The following is a 17,265-nucleotide window of genomic DNA, read 5'->3' on the forward strand; positions in this document are numbered from 1 at the left end:
ATGAGATCCGCCGCTAGGTCACCGTCTATTTTCTGTCTGTAAAGGTATACTCTTTTTAACAAACAATTAATGGTTGCTTGGTGAAGTGAATAGCAAATATCATTTTCTTCAGTAGCATCACTATATTGGAGTTTAATTGACAAAAGTGTGTCAGTAGCTATTTGTATATTTCTTCAGAAATAATATCGCCTGTTAAAAATTGATTGGTAATGTTGTAATAGCCCGTCAGGCTAACTGCATCGGGATTAATTTGTAAATCAACTTGCCAGATTTCAACTCCATTTTTGATGGAATTTTGAACAGTTTGCATAACATAACCGCTGTGTTTCCCAGAATTCCCAACTTTGAATCCATTGTTTTCATAAACTAAACAAACAATCAAAATCGCACGTTCATTTATAGATAAACTTCCACTGAGTTCACCCATGTGCTTGATAAAACGTTCAAAAGAATTAAATTCAGCGTTTTTTTTGATTACAATATGATCGCCCATCTCGACATGTAAAGTGGTTAATGGCGTTTTGACCTCTACATAAGTTTGATCCACCAGAAAATCCAGTTTTGAATTACCAAGCTTCGTTTCCCGGATGACTGTCTGGAAATCGCCAATCATATCTTTAAATTGACCACTTGTGATGAAATGTTCGATATACCGATTGGCCGCATTTTGGTTAATCCCAATCCATGACTTCGATTCAACGGATGGTAGATCCAGTGAAATGGCTTCAATGGTGAACTGTGTTTTTCTTTTAGGGTCATTACTACGCGAAACAAGACATGGGATATCATGAAAGACAATGTTTCCTATACTGCCTGTAGCAGGACAATGGCAATCGTGTAGCTCCCCATCCAGTTCAACCATCATAACAAATCGATTTTTCTTTTTTCGAATTACACCCTCAAGAAGAGGAGAAGCAAAATGAAAATGACTGCTTATATTCTCCATTACAGTTAAGCTCCTTCATTTCAGCGATTTTGGATCGTCTACAGAAACCACATGGAACTGTGTACCCCTCATAAAACTATACTGCTCGTCTCCTGACAACAGTGTGTCAGGAGGGTGATGGTAGGACGTATTTTCCGGCGGTGAGGACTGCACTATTGTTACCTTTGATGTTCAATACCGTTTTAATTATCTTTCCGTTTAAAAAGCGCGGGGCAATAATAATCTAGGATGACAACCGGGAATCATTACTTTCTATAGACCAAATTCTGATGGAGAGAACACTACTGACATACAAGTGTCAGTAGTGTTTTTTTATAGTGATTAAAAACAATTAGGTTTATAAATACAACTGAAACACAGGAGGGATGGAAATTGAATAAAACCGAACGGCAATTAGCGATTTTATTGGAGCTACAGCGTAGGAAGGTTCTAAAGGGAGAAGAACTAGCGGAGAAGTTAGAAACCAGTGTACGTACGATTTATCGAGACATTCAGGCTCTTAGTGAATCTGGCGTTCCGATTATCGGTGCACCTGGACACGGCTACTCTTTAATTGAAGGGTATTTCCTACCCCCGATTAGCTTTACGGTGGAGGAAGCGGTCTCCCTTTTACTTGGAGCCGAATTCATTGAACAGCGATTTGATAATCAATATAGTCAAAGTGCTCAGTCCTCTCGGGGAAAAATTGAAGTGATCTTACCTGACCCCATTCGTCATGAAACTGATCGAATCCGCAGTGGTATCCGTTTTCGACTTCAATCTGAAGACCCTGAATTAGGTGAAAGGGAAAAATCCAATATAAAAACGATTCGTATTGCCATGATGGAGGGAAAGAAAATACATTTCAAATATACGAAGCGAATATCGGAATCGGAGAATAGTCGTGAAACGATACGAACAGCCGCACCTTTAGGATTAGTTCTTGTGCAAGGAGGGTGGCTGCTTGTGGCTCAGTGTGATCTCAGAGGAGAGCATCGACATTTTAAAATATCTCGCATGAGTGATGTGAGTACAATGATCGAAAGTTTCGAATTACCTCGGGACTTCAATTTGCATACGTATCGTCCGGCAGATGATCGACATGTAACCATTCGAACCGTATTTAAGCCCGAGGTTGCAGATAAAGTCGATGAATCAAAAATATATTTTATGGAACATGCTGAGCTTCTTCCGAGTGGCTATTATGTAGATTTCCGTGTTCGATATGCTGAGGAATTATTGCATTGGATTTTGAGCTGGGGATCTAATGTTAAAGTATTGGAACCTGAATCCTTTCGAAGTCGTGTCAAAAAAGAAGTGGAAAGTATGTTGAAGAACTACTGACAAACTGTTGTCAGTAGAAGGCTTGTATATTGTAATTATTCCAACTGAAAGCGAGGTATTCAACATGAATACAAATGAAAACAACAATGCACTGGTGATCGCAAAAGCTTATTTTGAAGCGATGGCAAATAAAGATATCGAAAAGCTGATGACGCTGGTTTCGGACAAAGTCACTACGACCTCTCCCTTAGGTAACCTTGAAGGTAGAGAATCATTCCAAAATTTTGCAGAAGGATTTGCCCGGATGATTAACAAGCTAACACTCATTACAGCATTTGGAGATAATAAGGAGGCTGTGATCGTATATCATTCCAACACTATTCCAGTTCCGGATGCAACGGTTGCCGAATACATCGTCGTAGAGGATAACAAGATTTCCTCCGTTCAAGTGATCTACGATGGAACACCTTTTGCTGCTTACGCTGCAATTCAATCCAAACACTAAACCATTGGATCTATATAAATAATAAGCTTTGATACTTGAAAGGAAGAACCTACTGTGAACCAAAATAATACATCTAATTTTGAGAACGCGGAAGAAGTTATTGAGAAAATATTGCGTGAACGACATGCTACCAAAGAGTATAAAACAAACATCCCAGAAGAAACGTTGAATGAAATTTTTGAACTTGCCGCGACAGCTCCTTCAGCCTGGAATCTTCAACACTGGCGCTTTCTGGTTATCCAGAATCAAGAACAAAAAGATCGAATCAAACCGATCGCCTATGGACAGCAACAGATTTCAGATGCTTCTGCTGTTGTTGTCATTCTCGGTGATCTTGAGGCAAACCGAACTGGCAGAGAAATGTATAACCGTCTTTATGAGTCAGAATTCATCTCGAAAGCAGTGCGAGACATCTTGTTCTCCCAAATCGAAGGAGGCTATCAAAGCCCTCAATTCGCTAGGGATGAAGCAAACAAAAATGCAGCTCTCGCAGCTATGCAACTCATGTTAGCTGCCAAGTCGAAAGGCTACGATAGTGGTCCAATAGGTGGATTTAATCCTGCAGGACTGCTTGAAGCTCTGAATATTCCTGGGCGGTTTATCCCTGTCATGATTGTCACCCTTGGTGTAGCCGCAACCCCTGCACGTCCAACAACACGTTTCTCCCTTAATGAATTAGTTATTCATGAATCCTTTTAAGTATTCGCGACAAAGAACCATCTGTCTCAAGATGGTTCTTTTTAGTTCATTCTGCAAGAAGGTTGGAGAAAAAGTGATCTAGTGGCGCGAAGACAATGAAGGCAACCAGCCTAATATCCTATTACAACAAAAAAATGAATACCAAGGCTGGTTACATCTTCGAGCTTATCCCCGCATCCTCACGCAGCCACTGAAGCACATCTCGCTGGTTATCTGGTGAGACACCGTGATCCGTCGGGTATGTTTTGAATGTGGAGTGAGAAGTCCTGGTCTGGAAATATGCCGCCGTCTCATGGCCGATGCTCACTGGAAATACAGAATCGTATTCGCCGTGGGAAATAAATACGGACACGTCCTCTGTGCTTTGCAGCGCGTATTCCGTTTTCACAAAGTCAGGCACATAGCCGTTCAACGCTACAATCCCCTTCAACTGATTGCCAAGGGTAAGCGCAAGTGACATCGACAAAATCGCTCCCTGACTGAAGCCGAGGAAATACCGTTTGCTAGGATCAACCGGATATTTATCTGTGGCATACTGTACGAACGCCTGAAGCTGTTTAATAGACCGATCAAACTGCTCACGCAGCGGATTACCCAGACTTTTCAGCTCATAATATTGGAATCCTCCACTCATGGGAAGGTCTCCACGAATGCCGATGATAATAAATTCCTCTGACAACGGCCCTACAACTCCGAACATATCCTGCTCATTGGACCCTTTCCCATGCAGTGTAAAAATGGTTGGATACGTGCAGTCGGGATCAAGCTGGCTGGGCAGGTGAATATCATAGCTATATAAAGACGACATATTATTTCCCCCTCTTAACAATAAGTTTATTGCATACCTCCACGGATACAGTTCACTACAAACCATTCCTATACAAAATCATCAACACTAAAATATTAGTAATATTTATTTTATATTTATAATAGAAATGTACTCTTCAAAAGGAAACATGTCAACCCGTATGAAAACTTTCCAACTGCTCCCTCCACTCAATTTATATTCGTGAACTGATATAATGGAAGAGTTAAGCTACTACCCGATCAACTATTCTCTCTTAGGAGACTAATGCATATGAAACCAACTTATCTTATGGATGATATACAGTGGCAACAGCTTATTGAAAACGTGGCTGACCATTTTAATGACGTGACGATCAAACGAGGTTTCCAGTATTTTAAGCAAGGAAAGGTAAAAGAATTTGCAATGCCTGATGCCGACCATATCGCAGCTGTCGTGGATGGAAGCGAGCTATACGAGGTGGATCTTCACTTGAGTGCTTTTGCTGCCAGCAGATGCACATGCCCTGTCCACACCAACTGCAAGCATATGATCGCCGTACTACTGAATTACGCGAATGAACAGGAACGTTCTGTACATGCTTTAGTGAACGCTCATTCGGCGGGATTCACCCGATTGGCGGCAAAAGCTGACACGCGTACCACACCTCCTTCCCGGTCGAATCTTTCACCGGATCACAGGGAAGCAACAAGAAACGCTCTCAGTAAAACAGCAAGCAAGATACCAGACATGCCCATTTCAGAGTGGCATGATCTGTTCGATCAGTGTATCGCACTTAACCATGTGAACACACAAAATTCCCAATATGTCCAAAGCGCTCTAGCCTCGATCTATGCTGTGAAGCCGCCACTTTCACCCGGCATGCAACAGCTATACGGACTGCATGCTCATCTGCGTGTGCTGGAAAAGCTGGTACCTCAGTCTCCCATGCCGGGCTATCCCTCTCATACCTATATGGGGTATTACACGCAAATCGCTGCCGATGAGCTTAAAGAAGCTATCGAGCGTGATTTTGAGAGTCCACTGGAGCTGACCGATGAACCGATGCAAGAAGCCCGTATGGCAGAAACCTTAGCCTATTTACGCCAAAAAATGCTGACAGAATCGCGTAACGGTACTTATTTTTCAGACGCGTATTATCAGTTTTGGCTGCACTGGGGGCACAGGGGGCATCACGAAAGGCAGGACTCCAGCATATATACGGAGGAATTACAGCATTTACAGGCGGCTGAGGAGCTCGGCACAACTTTAGCACGGCTTCCGTGGATGTTGGCTCGCAGCTGGATGCATATTTTCCAATCGCACGATAATGAAGCCTGGGCACTGCTTCAGGAGGCGGAACGAGCTTTTCCACTAAAAATTTCTTCCAGTCAATTGCTTTTGTTCTTACAGGCGTTGCGTAAAGCCGAGGATTGGGCACGTCTCAAGGACGGACTGCGACATATCGGCCCCCTGCTTCACAGTCATCGGGATGACCATTTACAAGATTATATACATGATTGGGATCTGGTTTTACAGCACCTTCCAGAAGCGGAGCAGGACATGTGGGACACGCTGGTGGGTATGCTTCCATTTGCCGGGGGAATGTATGAAGAGGCGCTGCTTGCTCACGAAAAATGGCGGTCATGGATCGACTATCAGCTAAGCATACGCAGTGAGCCTTTGAGTTTTCGGGTGAGTGTGTTGCAGCCCATTGAAAAGAACGCGCCTGAGTTACTACTCCCCTTTTACCATCAGGCGGTAGAACGTTATGTGCTAGAAAAAAACAGGGCCAGCTATAAAGCAGCAGTCAAGCTGTTAAAGCGACTGTTCAAGCTGTACAAGAAAATGAAGCAGGAATCACGCTGGGAGCTGTTCTTTACGACCTTCACCAGCCGTCATAGCCGCCTGCGGGCGCTACAGGAAGAATTACGGAAAGGGAAATTGTTATCATGAATCAATATACCGAAACGATTACCGTCCATATCCAATTAACTACCTATGGAGACGCGCTGATCTATGGCGATTCCTCCATGAACTATAGCATTTCCGGCCAAACTCTGAAGCAGCGTTTGTTTGCTTGGCATGAGGCCTCGTTTTATGGCACCGAGCTGGAGATTCAACATGTTCAAGACACGGATATTATCCTGCTGCCCTCGGAGCAGGTGATCCCTTTTCTGGCAGAGCGCGAGCTTCTGAAGCATATCGAATGGGTCTGGGACGAGGCCCATGCCCCGTGGCTCCGGCTGATCCCTTTACTTGCTCACTGTATTGAGGCAAAAGCATATGTGCCCAGCTTCACAGCGTTCCAGGCGGGGAAGCTGCAATGGAAGTGGGATGCGGAAGCACTGGAAAACATCCAACCGGCAGAGCTTGCTTTGCTCGACCGCTTGGAGAAGGACGAGCAGGAAGGGCTGATAGCGGCGTTCTCGGCTGCCGTATTTCAGCGCTGGTACGGCACCGAAGCGGAAGCCGCCGATTTGCGAAGAGAATATCCGATTCTCTTCGCCCCCAATCGCCCGGCGGCGGGTCTGGACGCGCGGGCCTGGCTCATCGCCATCGGCTGGAAAGCCGATACCGCGCCATTTCGGCCACTTCTGCAACTGCTAGAGCCAGAGCTGGAGGACGACGAGCCGTCCTGGCAGCTCAAGCTTGTGTTGCAGGACAAGCAAGACCCGGCGTTGCTGGTGTCTGTACAGCTCGCCGATGATGGGTACGCATCCGGCTCATGGCCCGATGCCTGGACAGCACATGTCCGTGAGCGCTCTGCCGGGTGGCTAGAACGTTTGACCTCGATTTTGCCCGCCGGGCAGCGTGCCGGAAGCCGCGATGACGTGCTGAATCGCCCGCTCTCCGACGAAGCGGCGTGGCAATTCCTGACGACCGACAGCCAGCGTCTGCTGGAAAGCGGTTGGCAGGTGCTGCTGCCAGCTTGGTGGGAGGCAGCTACCCGCAAGAAGCCAAAGCTGCGGGCCAAGGTACGCCCGGGCGAAGGGGCGGGAGAGCGCACGAAGGGTAGCTCGCTGTTCGGACTGGACTCGATTGTCCAGTTCGATTGGCGTGTTGCCATCGGTGATGCCGATCTCAGCGAGTCGGAATTCGCCGAGCTGGTCGCTCGCAACGAGCGCTTGGTGCGCTTCCGCGGGCAATGGATCGCGCTCGACCCCGCGTTGCTGGTGCAGATCCGCCGGGCCATGGCCGGGATCGACAGTGCTCATGGATTGTCCTTTCAGGACATCCTGCAGCTACACCTGCTCGGCAACGCCGACGAGCCTGAAGGCGACGCCTCGGGCGAGCAGCCGGAGGATGCGGCACGCTTCCGACTGGAAGTCGAGCTGAATGCCCATCTGCTGAAGCTGATCAGCCAGCTCGGACGGCAGTCGGAATGGCCTGCATTGGACGTGCCGGACGGGCTGCAAGCCGAGCTGCGGACGTATCAGCGGGACGGGTATGCATGGCTTGCTTTTTTACGTCGCTTTGGACTGGGTGCCTGTCTGGCCGATGATATGGGACTCGGTAAAACAGTGCAGTTTATTACTTATTTACTGCACCTACAGGATATTGCCGCCGAGACGGGCGTCCGCTCCAGTTCGCTGCTGATTTGCCCGACTTCGGTGCTGGGCAACTGGCAGAAGGAACTCAGCCGCTTCGCCCCTTCATTGAAGGTGATGCTGCACTATGGAAGCAAGCGGGAGCAGGGAGACCTGTTCCGCGAAGAAGTGGAGCAGGCCGATGTCATCCTGACCTCCTTCGCTACGGCAACCCTGGATCAAGAGCTGCTACAAAGCATGACCTGGGATTCAGTCTGCCTGGATGAAGCGCAGAACATTAAAAATGCGCAAACCAAGCAATCCACAGCCGTGCGCAGCTTTCCTGCACGTCATCGGATTGCGTTGACTGGGACACCTATTGAAAATCGCTTGTCAGAGCTATGGTCCATTTATGATTTTATCAATCCAGGTTATCTGGGCAGCTCACGCGCCTTTAGCAATCGCTTCATTAATGCTATTGAGAAGGAACATAACGAGCAGCGCACGTTAGATTTGCAAAAGCTGGTTCAGCCCTTCATGCTGCGGCGCAAGAAGAAGGACCCTGCTATACAGCTTGATTTGCCTGACAAGAATGAGATGAAAACCTACATTCATCTGACCTCTGAGCAGGGCGCGCTCTATGACCAGATTGTCAAAGAGTTGATGGAACGGATGCAGAAGCTGGAAGGGATTGAGCGGAAAGGAGCCATTTTATCCGCCCTTACCCAGTTGAAGCAGCTTTGTGACCATCCTGCCCTCTTAACCAAGGAGGCGCTCCCAGATACCGCGGCTTCCGGTTATAGTCAGGCCGATCTTGAAGCGGTCATTAGCCGTTCATCCAAGCTGGAGCGCATTCTGGCTATGGTCAAGGAACTGCGGGAAGAGGGCGAGCGCTGCCTTATTTTTACACAGTATATTGGTATGGGGCAGATGCTCCAACGGGTACTCGCTCAGGAGCTGCAAGAGCCCGTGCTCTATCTGAACGGCAGCACATCCAAAACTGCGCGTGACCGAATGATTGATCAATTCCAATCTCACACGCTACCCCCTGCCGAGCAGCCATCCGTGTTTATTTTATCGCTCAAAGCCGGGGGGGTGGGCCTGAATCTGACAGCCGCCAACCACGTCTTTCACTTTGATCGCTGGTGGAACCCAGCTGTTGAAAATCAGGCCACAGACCGCGCCTACCGGATGGGGCAAACGAAGGATGTACAGGTGCACAAATTTATCTCGCTGGGCACGCTGGAGGAACGCATTGATGAAATGCTGGAGAGCAAGCAGCAGCTTAGCGACCAAATCATAACCAGTACCGAGGGCTGGATTACTGAGCTGTCTACAGACGCGTTAAAAGACCTCTTTACGCTACGACGCGATTGGGCATAAGGAGGTCCCAAATCGAACTATAATGTACATGGAATGCCATTTTGAGTTCGATATATACCTATTTTTAAGAAGTCGTAGTTTATAACACAGTCCAAAACTCCTTTGTTTGCATTTACTATCTCATCACAACAAAGGAGTTGATTTGAAGTGGCCATTCGTCCTCCACAAACATTGAAATCTACGGGCAGGAAGGTTCCTGTTACGAGATATCGCAATGTGAGTCCAACACAAACCCTGCGCCGATTTACGGTCATCTGGGCTAACACAAACGGTGTTCCTTTTAACACAACTGGATTTTTTGCTATACTCCGGCGTCTAGATGGAAGCTTTGTGCAAGCTGCAGGCTTCGATGGTTTTGGTACTGCCCGATTCAGCAGAGTCCGTACACCTACGAACCAGGCTTTTATTCTGCGTACCTTTAGAGACGATGGAACGCTATTCCGGGTTAGAACCGTACCTGCTGGCGTGTCCTCGTTTGTCGTTATTGGTTAAGTTCGTACCGAACGCAGCCTTAACGTAGGTAACCAAAAAAGCAGCCAGAAACAGAGCATATCTGTCCTGGCTGCTTTTTTATATGGCCTACCTATTCGGAATCTTCTTCCACTATTGCATTTTTCGTAACGGACGTATTGTACACCGTTTTGAGCCAGCTTTCACTCGACCAGTTCAGCTTGCCTGCACCCGCTCCATCCTTGGCCTGCAATTGAGCAACCAGGTTAGCAGGGTCTTCGGCAGTATAGCTGTATGGCAACGTTGTGAATCCATTCCACGAGAAGCTCTTGGCCTTCGCAGGATAAGGGGCTAATGGGCTATTCGCTTCTTCGCTGCCTCCTCTGAATACGGTACCGTTGTCGGAGAAGATGACGTCTTCAGCCTTGATTTTTCCTGTGTAGTCATCTTTTTTAGGATCTTTTTGATTATTACGCACTGGAGAAAACACATCAATTAAATAAGACTTTTCTAGCAACACCGCACCGTTTTCTGTTGAAATCGCACCGTTACCCACGACGTCAAAATGGTATCCTTTTGCGGCAATTGCTTTAGCCATGTCAGAAGTGATTCTTTTTTTGGCTCTGGCCAATCCAGCATCGTCCATAACGATGTTATATGCATGAGCATTACCAGCACGCAGACGAGGCATACGATCCTGAATATCCAGGTAGTAATTATGATGCAGCGTTACCTCTAGGTCTGCATTGTCGGAAGCCATTTCCGTAGCACCAATCAGATGAGCCTTCTTTTGTCCTGCTGCAATATCAATGATATCTTCTTTACTCATGCCTACTGCACTGCTTCTCAGATAAGCGTACATAGGATAGGAAGACTTGTCTGCTTCCATCGCGTTGACTTGTTGAGTTACCCAGCTGTTGGAGCTGCGGTCATCTCCTTTGAACAAAGACCAAGAAATCGTAACTCCGTTACTACCTTTTTTCACATCTACCAGACCATCATAGGCTTTGTTAAATGTGCAATGGTCAATCCATACCTTGGAACTTGTACCTTCGATGGTAACATAATCCCAGTCATTCTTATCATAGTTCCCTTTGGTTGCTTCATCCCACTCCCAAAGCTCATCAAATTCGAGGTTACGGAAAATCAAATTGGAGCTTCTTTTGATAACAAAGCCGGCATGTTTGATTTTCGCACCATTGGCAGAGAAAATCGTAACCCCATTCATATTTTCGATATAGACTTTGCTCACACCTGTCTTTTTCAGAACAGGATGCGTCTGTACAGGGTTGTTGGCACTAAAAGGCATTACTTTGGCAGCACTAGGAATTTCATTCCAACCGAGATCAAGATCGTTCATAATCTCAATCACTTTGACTTTGCTGCCTTTCTTCAGTGCTTCGTTGAGATCTACAGCGTTATAAACTTTTTTGTAGTTGGCATCTGTATCCGCAATATTGCCACCACCTGTATTACCATACGAAAAGCCAGTCAAATTATAGTTATTTTTGGAGGTTGCGTTATGATCCACTCCAGGAGTCGGTTTCTCTGTACCTGGTGTCGGATTCACAGGCGGTGTTCCTGGTTCTCCCTCAGAAGAAGCACCGGATACAATCACATTATCGAATTGGGCAGCTGTTTTAGAAGTTACCAAACCAATGGCTCCAGCAGTGAGGCTGGTGTCTGTTGCGGACAGCTCCAGTTGATCATTGACATACATTTTGATTTCCGAACCGGATAGTTCCAGCTTGACTCTGTACCATGTATTCGTGTCCAGTTTGTATTTTTTATTGGTAGCCAGTGTCTTCATAGAGCCTTTGACTTTTTTTCGAATCTCAAGAGCTCCGTCTTTCTTGTTGTACAACGATGCTGCATAGAAGTTGTTGGAATCTGTGTATCTACCTGCAACGTAGACTCGATTGGAGCCATTAAAATCATTTACATATACATCTGCTTGCACGCTATAGTTCGTCCATGAGGCATTACCTTTGACGGAATGGCTTTCGCTTCGACTAGATTGTTGGTATGTAGAACCATTCCCATCCTTGACCACAGACCAGTTCCCCGAACCTACGGTCCAGCCTTGAGCTTCTCCTTGCTCAAAATCGTCACTTATCTGTAAATTTCCATCTGCATGTGCATGACCTAGCAACGGTAATGATAAAGACAGTACCAACGTACTGCTTAACATTACACTTGCACATTTTTTTAACAAACTCGACTTCATATAACAATCCCCTTCTTGATTAGATTCATGAATACTAAAGCAAAGGTTGCACCGTTCATCGGACATGACATGCCCCAACGGTATATAACGTACTGATGAAGGGAATAATATCCCAACACCAATGAGGGCCCCAAGCGCTATACTCCAATAATTATAGGCTTTTAAATAAATATTAAAATATGTCTAATTACTTATCTTTTGTCTTAATTTTTCTATTAATTTTGCATCCTGTTTCGTGAACACGTCAAATGATGTTTCATAAAATCACAAAAAACGATATTTTTTTATTTTTGAATAAGACATACAGTTGTCATGTTGAGAATGGTACATATAAAGGAGTGAGTATCATCCATATCATTTAAAGGAGCGATTAGATGTCCAGCTACGACTACGCTTCCAAATTGGAGTTAAAAGAAGCCATTCATGCCTCCTACTTACGATTTGACGGTGAGTTCCAGGAGATCGACGAGAGCCAAAAGGATATTCGTATCCCCGAAGTAGATAAAACACCCGCAGAAATGATCGCCTACCAGCTCGGATGGCTTCATCTTGTCATGACATGGGACAGGGACGAACGGGAAGGAAAAACCGTCATCATGCCCGCTCCCAATTATAAATGGAATAGACTAGGCGAACTATATCAATCATTTTACAAGACCTATTCCCACCAATCTTTACGTGAATTACGCGATATGTTCAAGTTGACTGAGCAAAAGTGGCTGGATTGGATCGACACACTTAGCCATGAAGAGCTCTTCACTCAAGGCGTTCACAACTGGACGGGTACTAATCCGAACTGGCCCATGGCAAGATGGATTCACATCAACTCGGTGGCACCGTTTAAAACATTCAGAGCCAAGATACGGAAATGGAAGAAATACAAAGTTCAACAGTGATGAAAAAAAGTGTGCATTGTGCTACAATACTTGAGTTGTATCGGGATACATTTAGGGAAGGGTAAGTGAAACGCCATGCTTATTATTGGTATTGCCGGCGGTACAGGTTCCGGTAAATCGACGGTAGCACGCGCCGTCGTTGAGCGTCTGGGATCTAATAAAGTGACTTTCATATCTCAGGATAACTATTATAAAGACCATTCACATCTGAGTTATGATGAACGTGCTTTGGTCAATTATGATCATCCGTTTGCCTTTGACAACGAATTGCTTATTGAGCATCTCCAATGTCTGAAAAAAGGACAAGCGACACAAGCGCCAGTGTATGACTTTACGGTTCATGCACGCTCCACGGACGAGACGGTAGAGCTTCTGCCAAATCACATCGTTATGTTGGAGGGTCTGCATGTGCTGTCAGACGAAAAGCTCCGCAGCCTGCTTGACATCAAAGTATTTGTGGATACTGACCCTGATGTGCGCATTCTCCGTCGGGTTCTTCGCGATATTGAGGAACGCGGCCGCACCATCCATTCGATTCACGATCACTATTTGACTACGGTTAAGCCGATGCATGAGGCATTTATTGAGCCTTCCAAGAAATACGCTGACCTGATCCTTCCTGAGGGAGGACACAATGAGGTTGGTATTCAACTGCTGTCTATTTTGACTGAAAAATATTTGGCAGGAGATCGGACATGGGGTACTGTATAAGGTAATCCCGGTCGTTTAGGCTGTCGAGATTTTCTCGGCTGCCTTTTTTGTTGTTTTATATGCCATTTGGACTAAATTATTTTGGAATCCCCGTGTGGTTTATGTTAGCATGTAAAGATTAAATGCTTTAGATTTAAGCCAAGTTGGAAGCGTTGTCAATTATGTGCCTCAGATGATATGACGTCCACGTGATGGGGGTCTTTTTTGAATCAGGATTTTTGCAAAATCGTCGAATAGGTATAATTACGGAGAGTGCTGCCATGAATGAGCTATGCAACATTTTGATTGTCGATGATGAGATATTGGTACGGCAAGGGATTAAACACCATTTATCGTGGGAACAGTATGGATTTCGAATTGTAGGTGAGGCTTCTAACGGGAAAGAAGCATTGGAGCTGATTGAAACCTTGCGCCCTCATATTGTCATTACAGATATCGTAATGCCGATCATGGATGGCGAGGAGCTGACGCGCATAGTCAGACAGAACTATCCAGATATCGAAGTCATCGTGCTTAGCAGTTACGGTGAATTTAATTACGTGCGATCCACCTTTCAGCAAGGGGTTGCTGACTATATTTTAAAGCCCAAGCTGGACACGGATGAGTTGCTCCAAGTACTCCAGAGAACCGCTCGCAAAATTCCATCCATTCAATATCAGGCAGATGCTAATAATAGTCAAATTACAATAGATCATGTGATCGAAAAGCTGATCTCCGGGTATAGCATGGACTATGACGCTGAGTTGCTGAAGCAAGCATTTCCTTATAGCCGTTTTGCGCTCATAGGCGTGGAACAGTCAGCACCGCAGAATAAAGGACGCTCTATCTCTGCCTCGGACCTATTTTCCAAGCTATCAGATCAAGTGTCCTCTGCCTGTGAGCACATCGTACTGCGACAACTGCCGTCCGATGTCTATGCGGCTGTGTTTTTAGCCAATCTTGATCCTCGTGAAGTAGACGCCTGGATGGCTGCGGTTAGGGAAGTTGCTCAGGAGACAAAGCGGGTCGATCCACAGACAGGCTGGGCAGTTAGCCATTTATTTGATGACTTCAATCAGATTAGTGACGTCTATCAGGATGAACTGCCAAAACTGCTGAGTTACCGCTTTTATTTCCCAGGAACAGCGCTGCTAATAGAAGACGAACTCCCTCCGCCTGTACAGGTGAACAGCTCGTTCAACTTAAAACAGTTTACAGAAGAGATGAAGCGTGAGCATTTTGATACAGCTTTTCAGGATTTGAGATCCTATGTAGCCGCCATGTCCGGCAACTATACCTCTACCGCTTTTGAATTCAAATCGCTTCTCGGAAATATCGTGTTCAACATTACGATTTTGCTTGGGAATCAGGGGTATGATATGAAAGAGCTGGATGCGGCGAAATATTCCTATTTCAAAACAATTAATGATGCGCCTCATGTACATGAAGCCGTGCGCCTTCTGGAGACTTTTTTGGAGGAAGCGAACAGACAGATCATGGCTAAAACGCAGCAAGGAAGTAGCGCAAGCATGAAAAAACTGCTGGAGTATATTGAGGAGCATCATGCTGAAACACTCAATTTGACGACACTTGGGCAATATTTTCATTTTAACCCTTCCTACTTGTCCAGTTATTTTACAGCACACCATACAGAGGGTTTTAGCGAGTATCTAAACAAAATTCGGGTCGAAAAAGCCGCGGAGTTACTACGGTCGGGGACGATGTCCATTTCGGATATTAGCAGCACGGTAGGCTATTCGGACCCCAGCTATTTTACCAAAGTGTTCAAAAAAGTGAAGGGCTACTCGCCCAGTCAGTACCGCCGGGAGCATCTCTATTAGGGAGTAAGCCACATCTGCCAGCAGAAAAGAGATTGATTATGAAAAGGTATATCCATAAGATCAAATATCAAGGTCTGTTCTTCAAAATCTTTATTGTTATGGTGGTCAGCATCACTGCGGTGTCCTTGCTGACCTCTTTGGTGACGATTCGGATGTCTGAACGACTTTTTGCTGAGACATTCAGTATTACAAATGCCAAGGTACTCAGCCAGATTCAATCCAGCTTTGAATCCTTCAATGATTCTATCGTGAATGCCGTAACCCATGCTTCGGAAAATGGAACGGTCAAAAACTATCTGACTGGCGGTCAATCTGACTCGATTAACTCGGCAAGAATTTACTTCGGAATGGCACAGCAAATGAAGCAAATTAAATCGAACGTCGATGCCTATGATGTCGGTGTCGCTGTAACAGGTCTGAACGGCCGGAGCTTTTACTCCGACTCGTCCTATTGGCCTGTAACTGCGGAAGAACTTAAAAGCAATGCTATTACAGCCCGAAGTGTAGCACGACCGGCACAGCTTATGTATCAATTGGATACTGAATTATTTCAGCAACAAATGAATAATACCGCGCAAAAGCCAACACCCTATATTATCGCCTCCAAACCATTTATGGAGCGGACCAGCGGCACCCTGTACGGCATGATCTACATCGCTATCCGGGAACCTGAATTTCGCCGTTTCTACAACAATTTCACAAGCAACGGTAATGATGTGCTTATTTTGGACAAGTCGGGACTGATTGTATCGAGCAACCGCCAGGACCTGATCGGACAACGCTCCAGTGAGCTGCTAGGCTATGCCACAAAAATCAATGAACAGGGGCTTAACTACATTAATGCGGATGTGATGAATAAGGAAAGTATCCTCCTTTCCAACTATATCCCTTCATTTGATTTTTATCTGGTGAACATGATCGACAGACAAGCTGCGATTGGACAAATTATTGACGTTAAATCTGTTGTATGGATCTGCATTGCCATCGTACTGATTGCTTTGGTGATCGTTTTTCTGATATCCCGTCGACTGATTCGTTCCCTGACTCGACTGGTGAAGCAAATGTCGACCATACGCGAGAAAAATTTTGATAATTATATCCCGGTAACGGGCAGCTATGAGGTTAGACAATTAAGTCATGCTTACAACTACATGCTGGATGAACTAAATGACTATATCCGTAAGCTTTTAGAGACGCAAAAGGGTCAACGGAACGCAGAGCTTGCTGCACTACAACGGCAGATCAATCCGCATTTTCTGTACAATACACTGGCTTCGATCAAAATGCTGGTGCTCAAAGGAAATAAGGAAACAGCCGCCGAGACGATCAATGCACTCATTTCCTTACTGCAAAATACAATCAGCAATGTGAGTGAAACGATCACCATTGAGCAGGAAATGGCCAACATGCAAAATTATGTGTTCATTAACCATGTGCGCTATGGGCAGCGGGTACAAGTGAATTATTTTGTATCACCCGATTGTCTGGAGTACCATGTGCCCAAGCTCATCATTCAGCCTTTTATCGAAAACTCTTTTTTCCATGCGTTTAATGAAAAAAACGTAGGGCACATCTATATATTGGTGTCCAAAACGGAGGATACATTGATCTGTGAGGTGGTCGATGATGGAGACGGTATGGATTTGGACGGGCATACGGCGCAAGACGGACTTCCGAATCCCAAGAGCAAGCGCCAACTGTTCACAGGCATCGGCATCCAGAATGTGCACAACCGCATTACCCTTTTATATGGAGAAGAATACGGCGTGACCATCTCCAGTAAAAAGGGCGAGGGCACCAAAGTAAGAATGACCCTGCCATTGATTTTGAAATCAAACGACAACGACTCCACTAAATAAATCTATACACTGAGCTTCAACCTAAAAAAAGTACCTAAACCAAAACAAAATACAAATGTAAGCGGTACCTTTTTTGATAAATCATAATAATAAGACCAATCCATATAAAGATATTCCTAACACCGACAAAGTATGGATGGTACACTAGATTTATAAATAAGGTAACCGCTTTCATTCAAGAGGTTTAGAACT

Annotated in this window: 13 protein-coding genes and 1 pseudogene; 11 read left to right on the forward strand and 3 right to left on the reverse strand. The window is 45.5% G+C overall.

The features are described 5' to 3' along the window. Positions 1 to 157: 157 nt before the first annotated feature. A complete protein-coding gene (locus tag NLX82_RS23325) occupies positions 158 to 946 on the reverse strand; it encodes a DNA/RNA nuclease SfsA (RefSeq protein WP_023986550.1) in 789 nt (262 codons plus the stop codon). A gap of 137 nt (positions 947 to 1,083) precedes the next feature. Here NLX82_RS23325 and NLX82_RS23330 point away from each other — a divergent pair. The 4 genes and pseudogenes from NLX82_RS23330 to NLX82_RS23345 all read left to right on the forward strand — a co-directional run. After that, positions 1,084 to 1,161 (forward strand): annotated as a pseudogene (locus tag NLX82_RS23330) (hypothetical protein); the annotation flags it as partial. A gap of 157 nt (positions 1,162 to 1,318) precedes the next feature. Beyond that, positions 1,319 to 2,269: a helix-turn-helix transcriptional regulator gene (locus tag NLX82_RS23335; RefSeq protein ID WP_076295720.1), complete on the forward strand. Its 951-nt coding sequence runs from the start codon at positions 1,319 to 1,321 to the stop codon at positions 2,267 to 2,269. 64 nt (positions 2,270 to 2,333) lie between these two features. Then, positions 2,334 to 2,714 (forward strand): nuclear transport factor 2 family protein, encoded by a 381-nt coding sequence (locus tag NLX82_RS23340; RefSeq protein WP_254349130.1) that lies wholly within the window; start codon positions 2,334 to 2,336, stop codon positions 2,712 to 2,714. Between the two features lie 54 nt (positions 2,715 to 2,768). After that, positions 2,769 to 3,413, forward strand: coding sequence for a nitroreductase family protein (locus tag NLX82_RS23345; RefSeq protein WP_254349131.1), 645 nt, complete (start codon positions 2,769 to 2,771; stop codon positions 3,411 to 3,413). 151 nt (positions 3,414 to 3,564) lie between these two features. Here NLX82_RS23345 and NLX82_RS23350 read toward each other — a convergent pair whose 3' ends face one another. Next, positions 3,565 to 4,221 (reverse strand): alpha/beta hydrolase, encoded by a 657-nt coding sequence (locus NLX82_RS23350; protein ID WP_076159878.1) that lies wholly within the window; start codon positions 4,219 to 4,221, stop codon positions 3,565 to 3,567. A 270-nt stretch (positions 4,222 to 4,491) separates the two neighbouring features. Here NLX82_RS23350 and NLX82_RS23355 point away from each other — a divergent pair, with 270 nt between their 5' ends. The 3 genes from NLX82_RS23355 to NLX82_RS23365 all read left to right on the forward strand — a co-directional run bounded on the left by NLX82_RS23355 (position 4,492) and on the right by NLX82_RS23365 (position 9,602). Continuing rightward, complete coding sequence (locus NLX82_RS23355; RefSeq protein ID WP_254349132.1) at positions 4,492 to 6,153, forward strand: SWIM zinc finger family protein; 1,662 nt, start codon at positions 4,492 to 4,494, stop codon at positions 6,151 to 6,153. Beyond that, positions 6,150 to 9,110: a DEAD/DEAH box helicase gene (locus NLX82_RS23360; RefSeq protein ID WP_254349133.1), complete on the forward strand. Its 2,961-nt coding sequence runs from the start codon at positions 6,150 to 6,152 to the stop codon at positions 9,108 to 9,110. Before NLX82_RS23355 ends, NLX82_RS23360 begins: the two co-directional genes overlap by 4 nt. A 147-nt stretch (positions 9,111 to 9,257) precedes the next feature. Next, the gene (locus NLX82_RS23365; RefSeq protein WP_023986544.1) at positions 9,258 to 9,602 is read left to right on the forward strand and encodes a hypothetical protein; all 345 of its coding nucleotides are present in this window, start codon (positions 9,258 to 9,260) and stop codon (positions 9,600 to 9,602) included. A 91-nt stretch (positions 9,603 to 9,693) separates the two neighbouring features. Here NLX82_RS23365 and NLX82_RS23370 read toward each other — a convergent pair whose 3' ends face one another. Further along, positions 9,694 to 11,787: a pectate lyase family protein gene (locus NLX82_RS23370; RefSeq protein ID WP_254349134.1), complete on the reverse strand. Its 2,094-nt coding sequence runs from the start codon at positions 11,785 to 11,787 to the stop codon at positions 9,694 to 9,696. A 374-nt stretch (positions 11,788 to 12,161) separates the two neighbouring features. Here NLX82_RS23370 and NLX82_RS23375 point away from each other — a divergent pair, with 374 nt between their 5' ends. From NLX82_RS23375 to NLX82_RS23390, 4 genes are all read left to right on the forward strand, one after another. Continuing rightward, on the forward strand, positions 12,162 to 12,683 hold the full coding sequence (locus NLX82_RS23375) for a ClbS/DfsB family four-helix bundle protein (protein ID WP_103744750.1): 522 nt from the start codon (positions 12,162 to 12,164) through the stop codon (positions 12,681 to 12,683). Between the two features lie 75 nt (positions 12,684 to 12,758). Beyond that, positions 12,759 to 13,394: a uridine kinase gene (gene udk, locus NLX82_RS23380; protein WP_013308305.1), complete on the forward strand. Its 636-nt coding sequence runs from the start codon at positions 12,759 to 12,761 to the stop codon at positions 13,392 to 13,394. 260 nt (positions 13,395 to 13,654) lie between these two features. Next, a complete protein-coding gene (locus NLX82_RS23385; RefSeq protein WP_076265119.1) occupies positions 13,655 to 15,214 on the forward strand; it encodes a response regulator transcription factor in 1,560 nt (519 codons plus the stop codon). A 38-nt stretch (positions 15,215 to 15,252) separates the two neighbouring features. Continuing rightward, positions 15,253 to 17,073 (forward strand): cache domain-containing sensor histidine kinase, encoded by a 1,821-nt coding sequence (locus tag NLX82_RS23390; RefSeq protein ID WP_028541903.1) that lies wholly within the window; start codon positions 15,253 to 15,255, stop codon positions 17,071 to 17,073. Positions 17,074 to 17,265: the final 192 nt, after the last annotated feature.

It is taken from the genome of Paenibacillus sp. A3M_27_13 (genome assembly GCF_024213315.1).
Taxonomy (GTDB): Bacteria; Bacillota; Bacilli; order Paenibacillales; family Paenibacillaceae; genus Paenibacillus; species Paenibacillus polymyxa_B.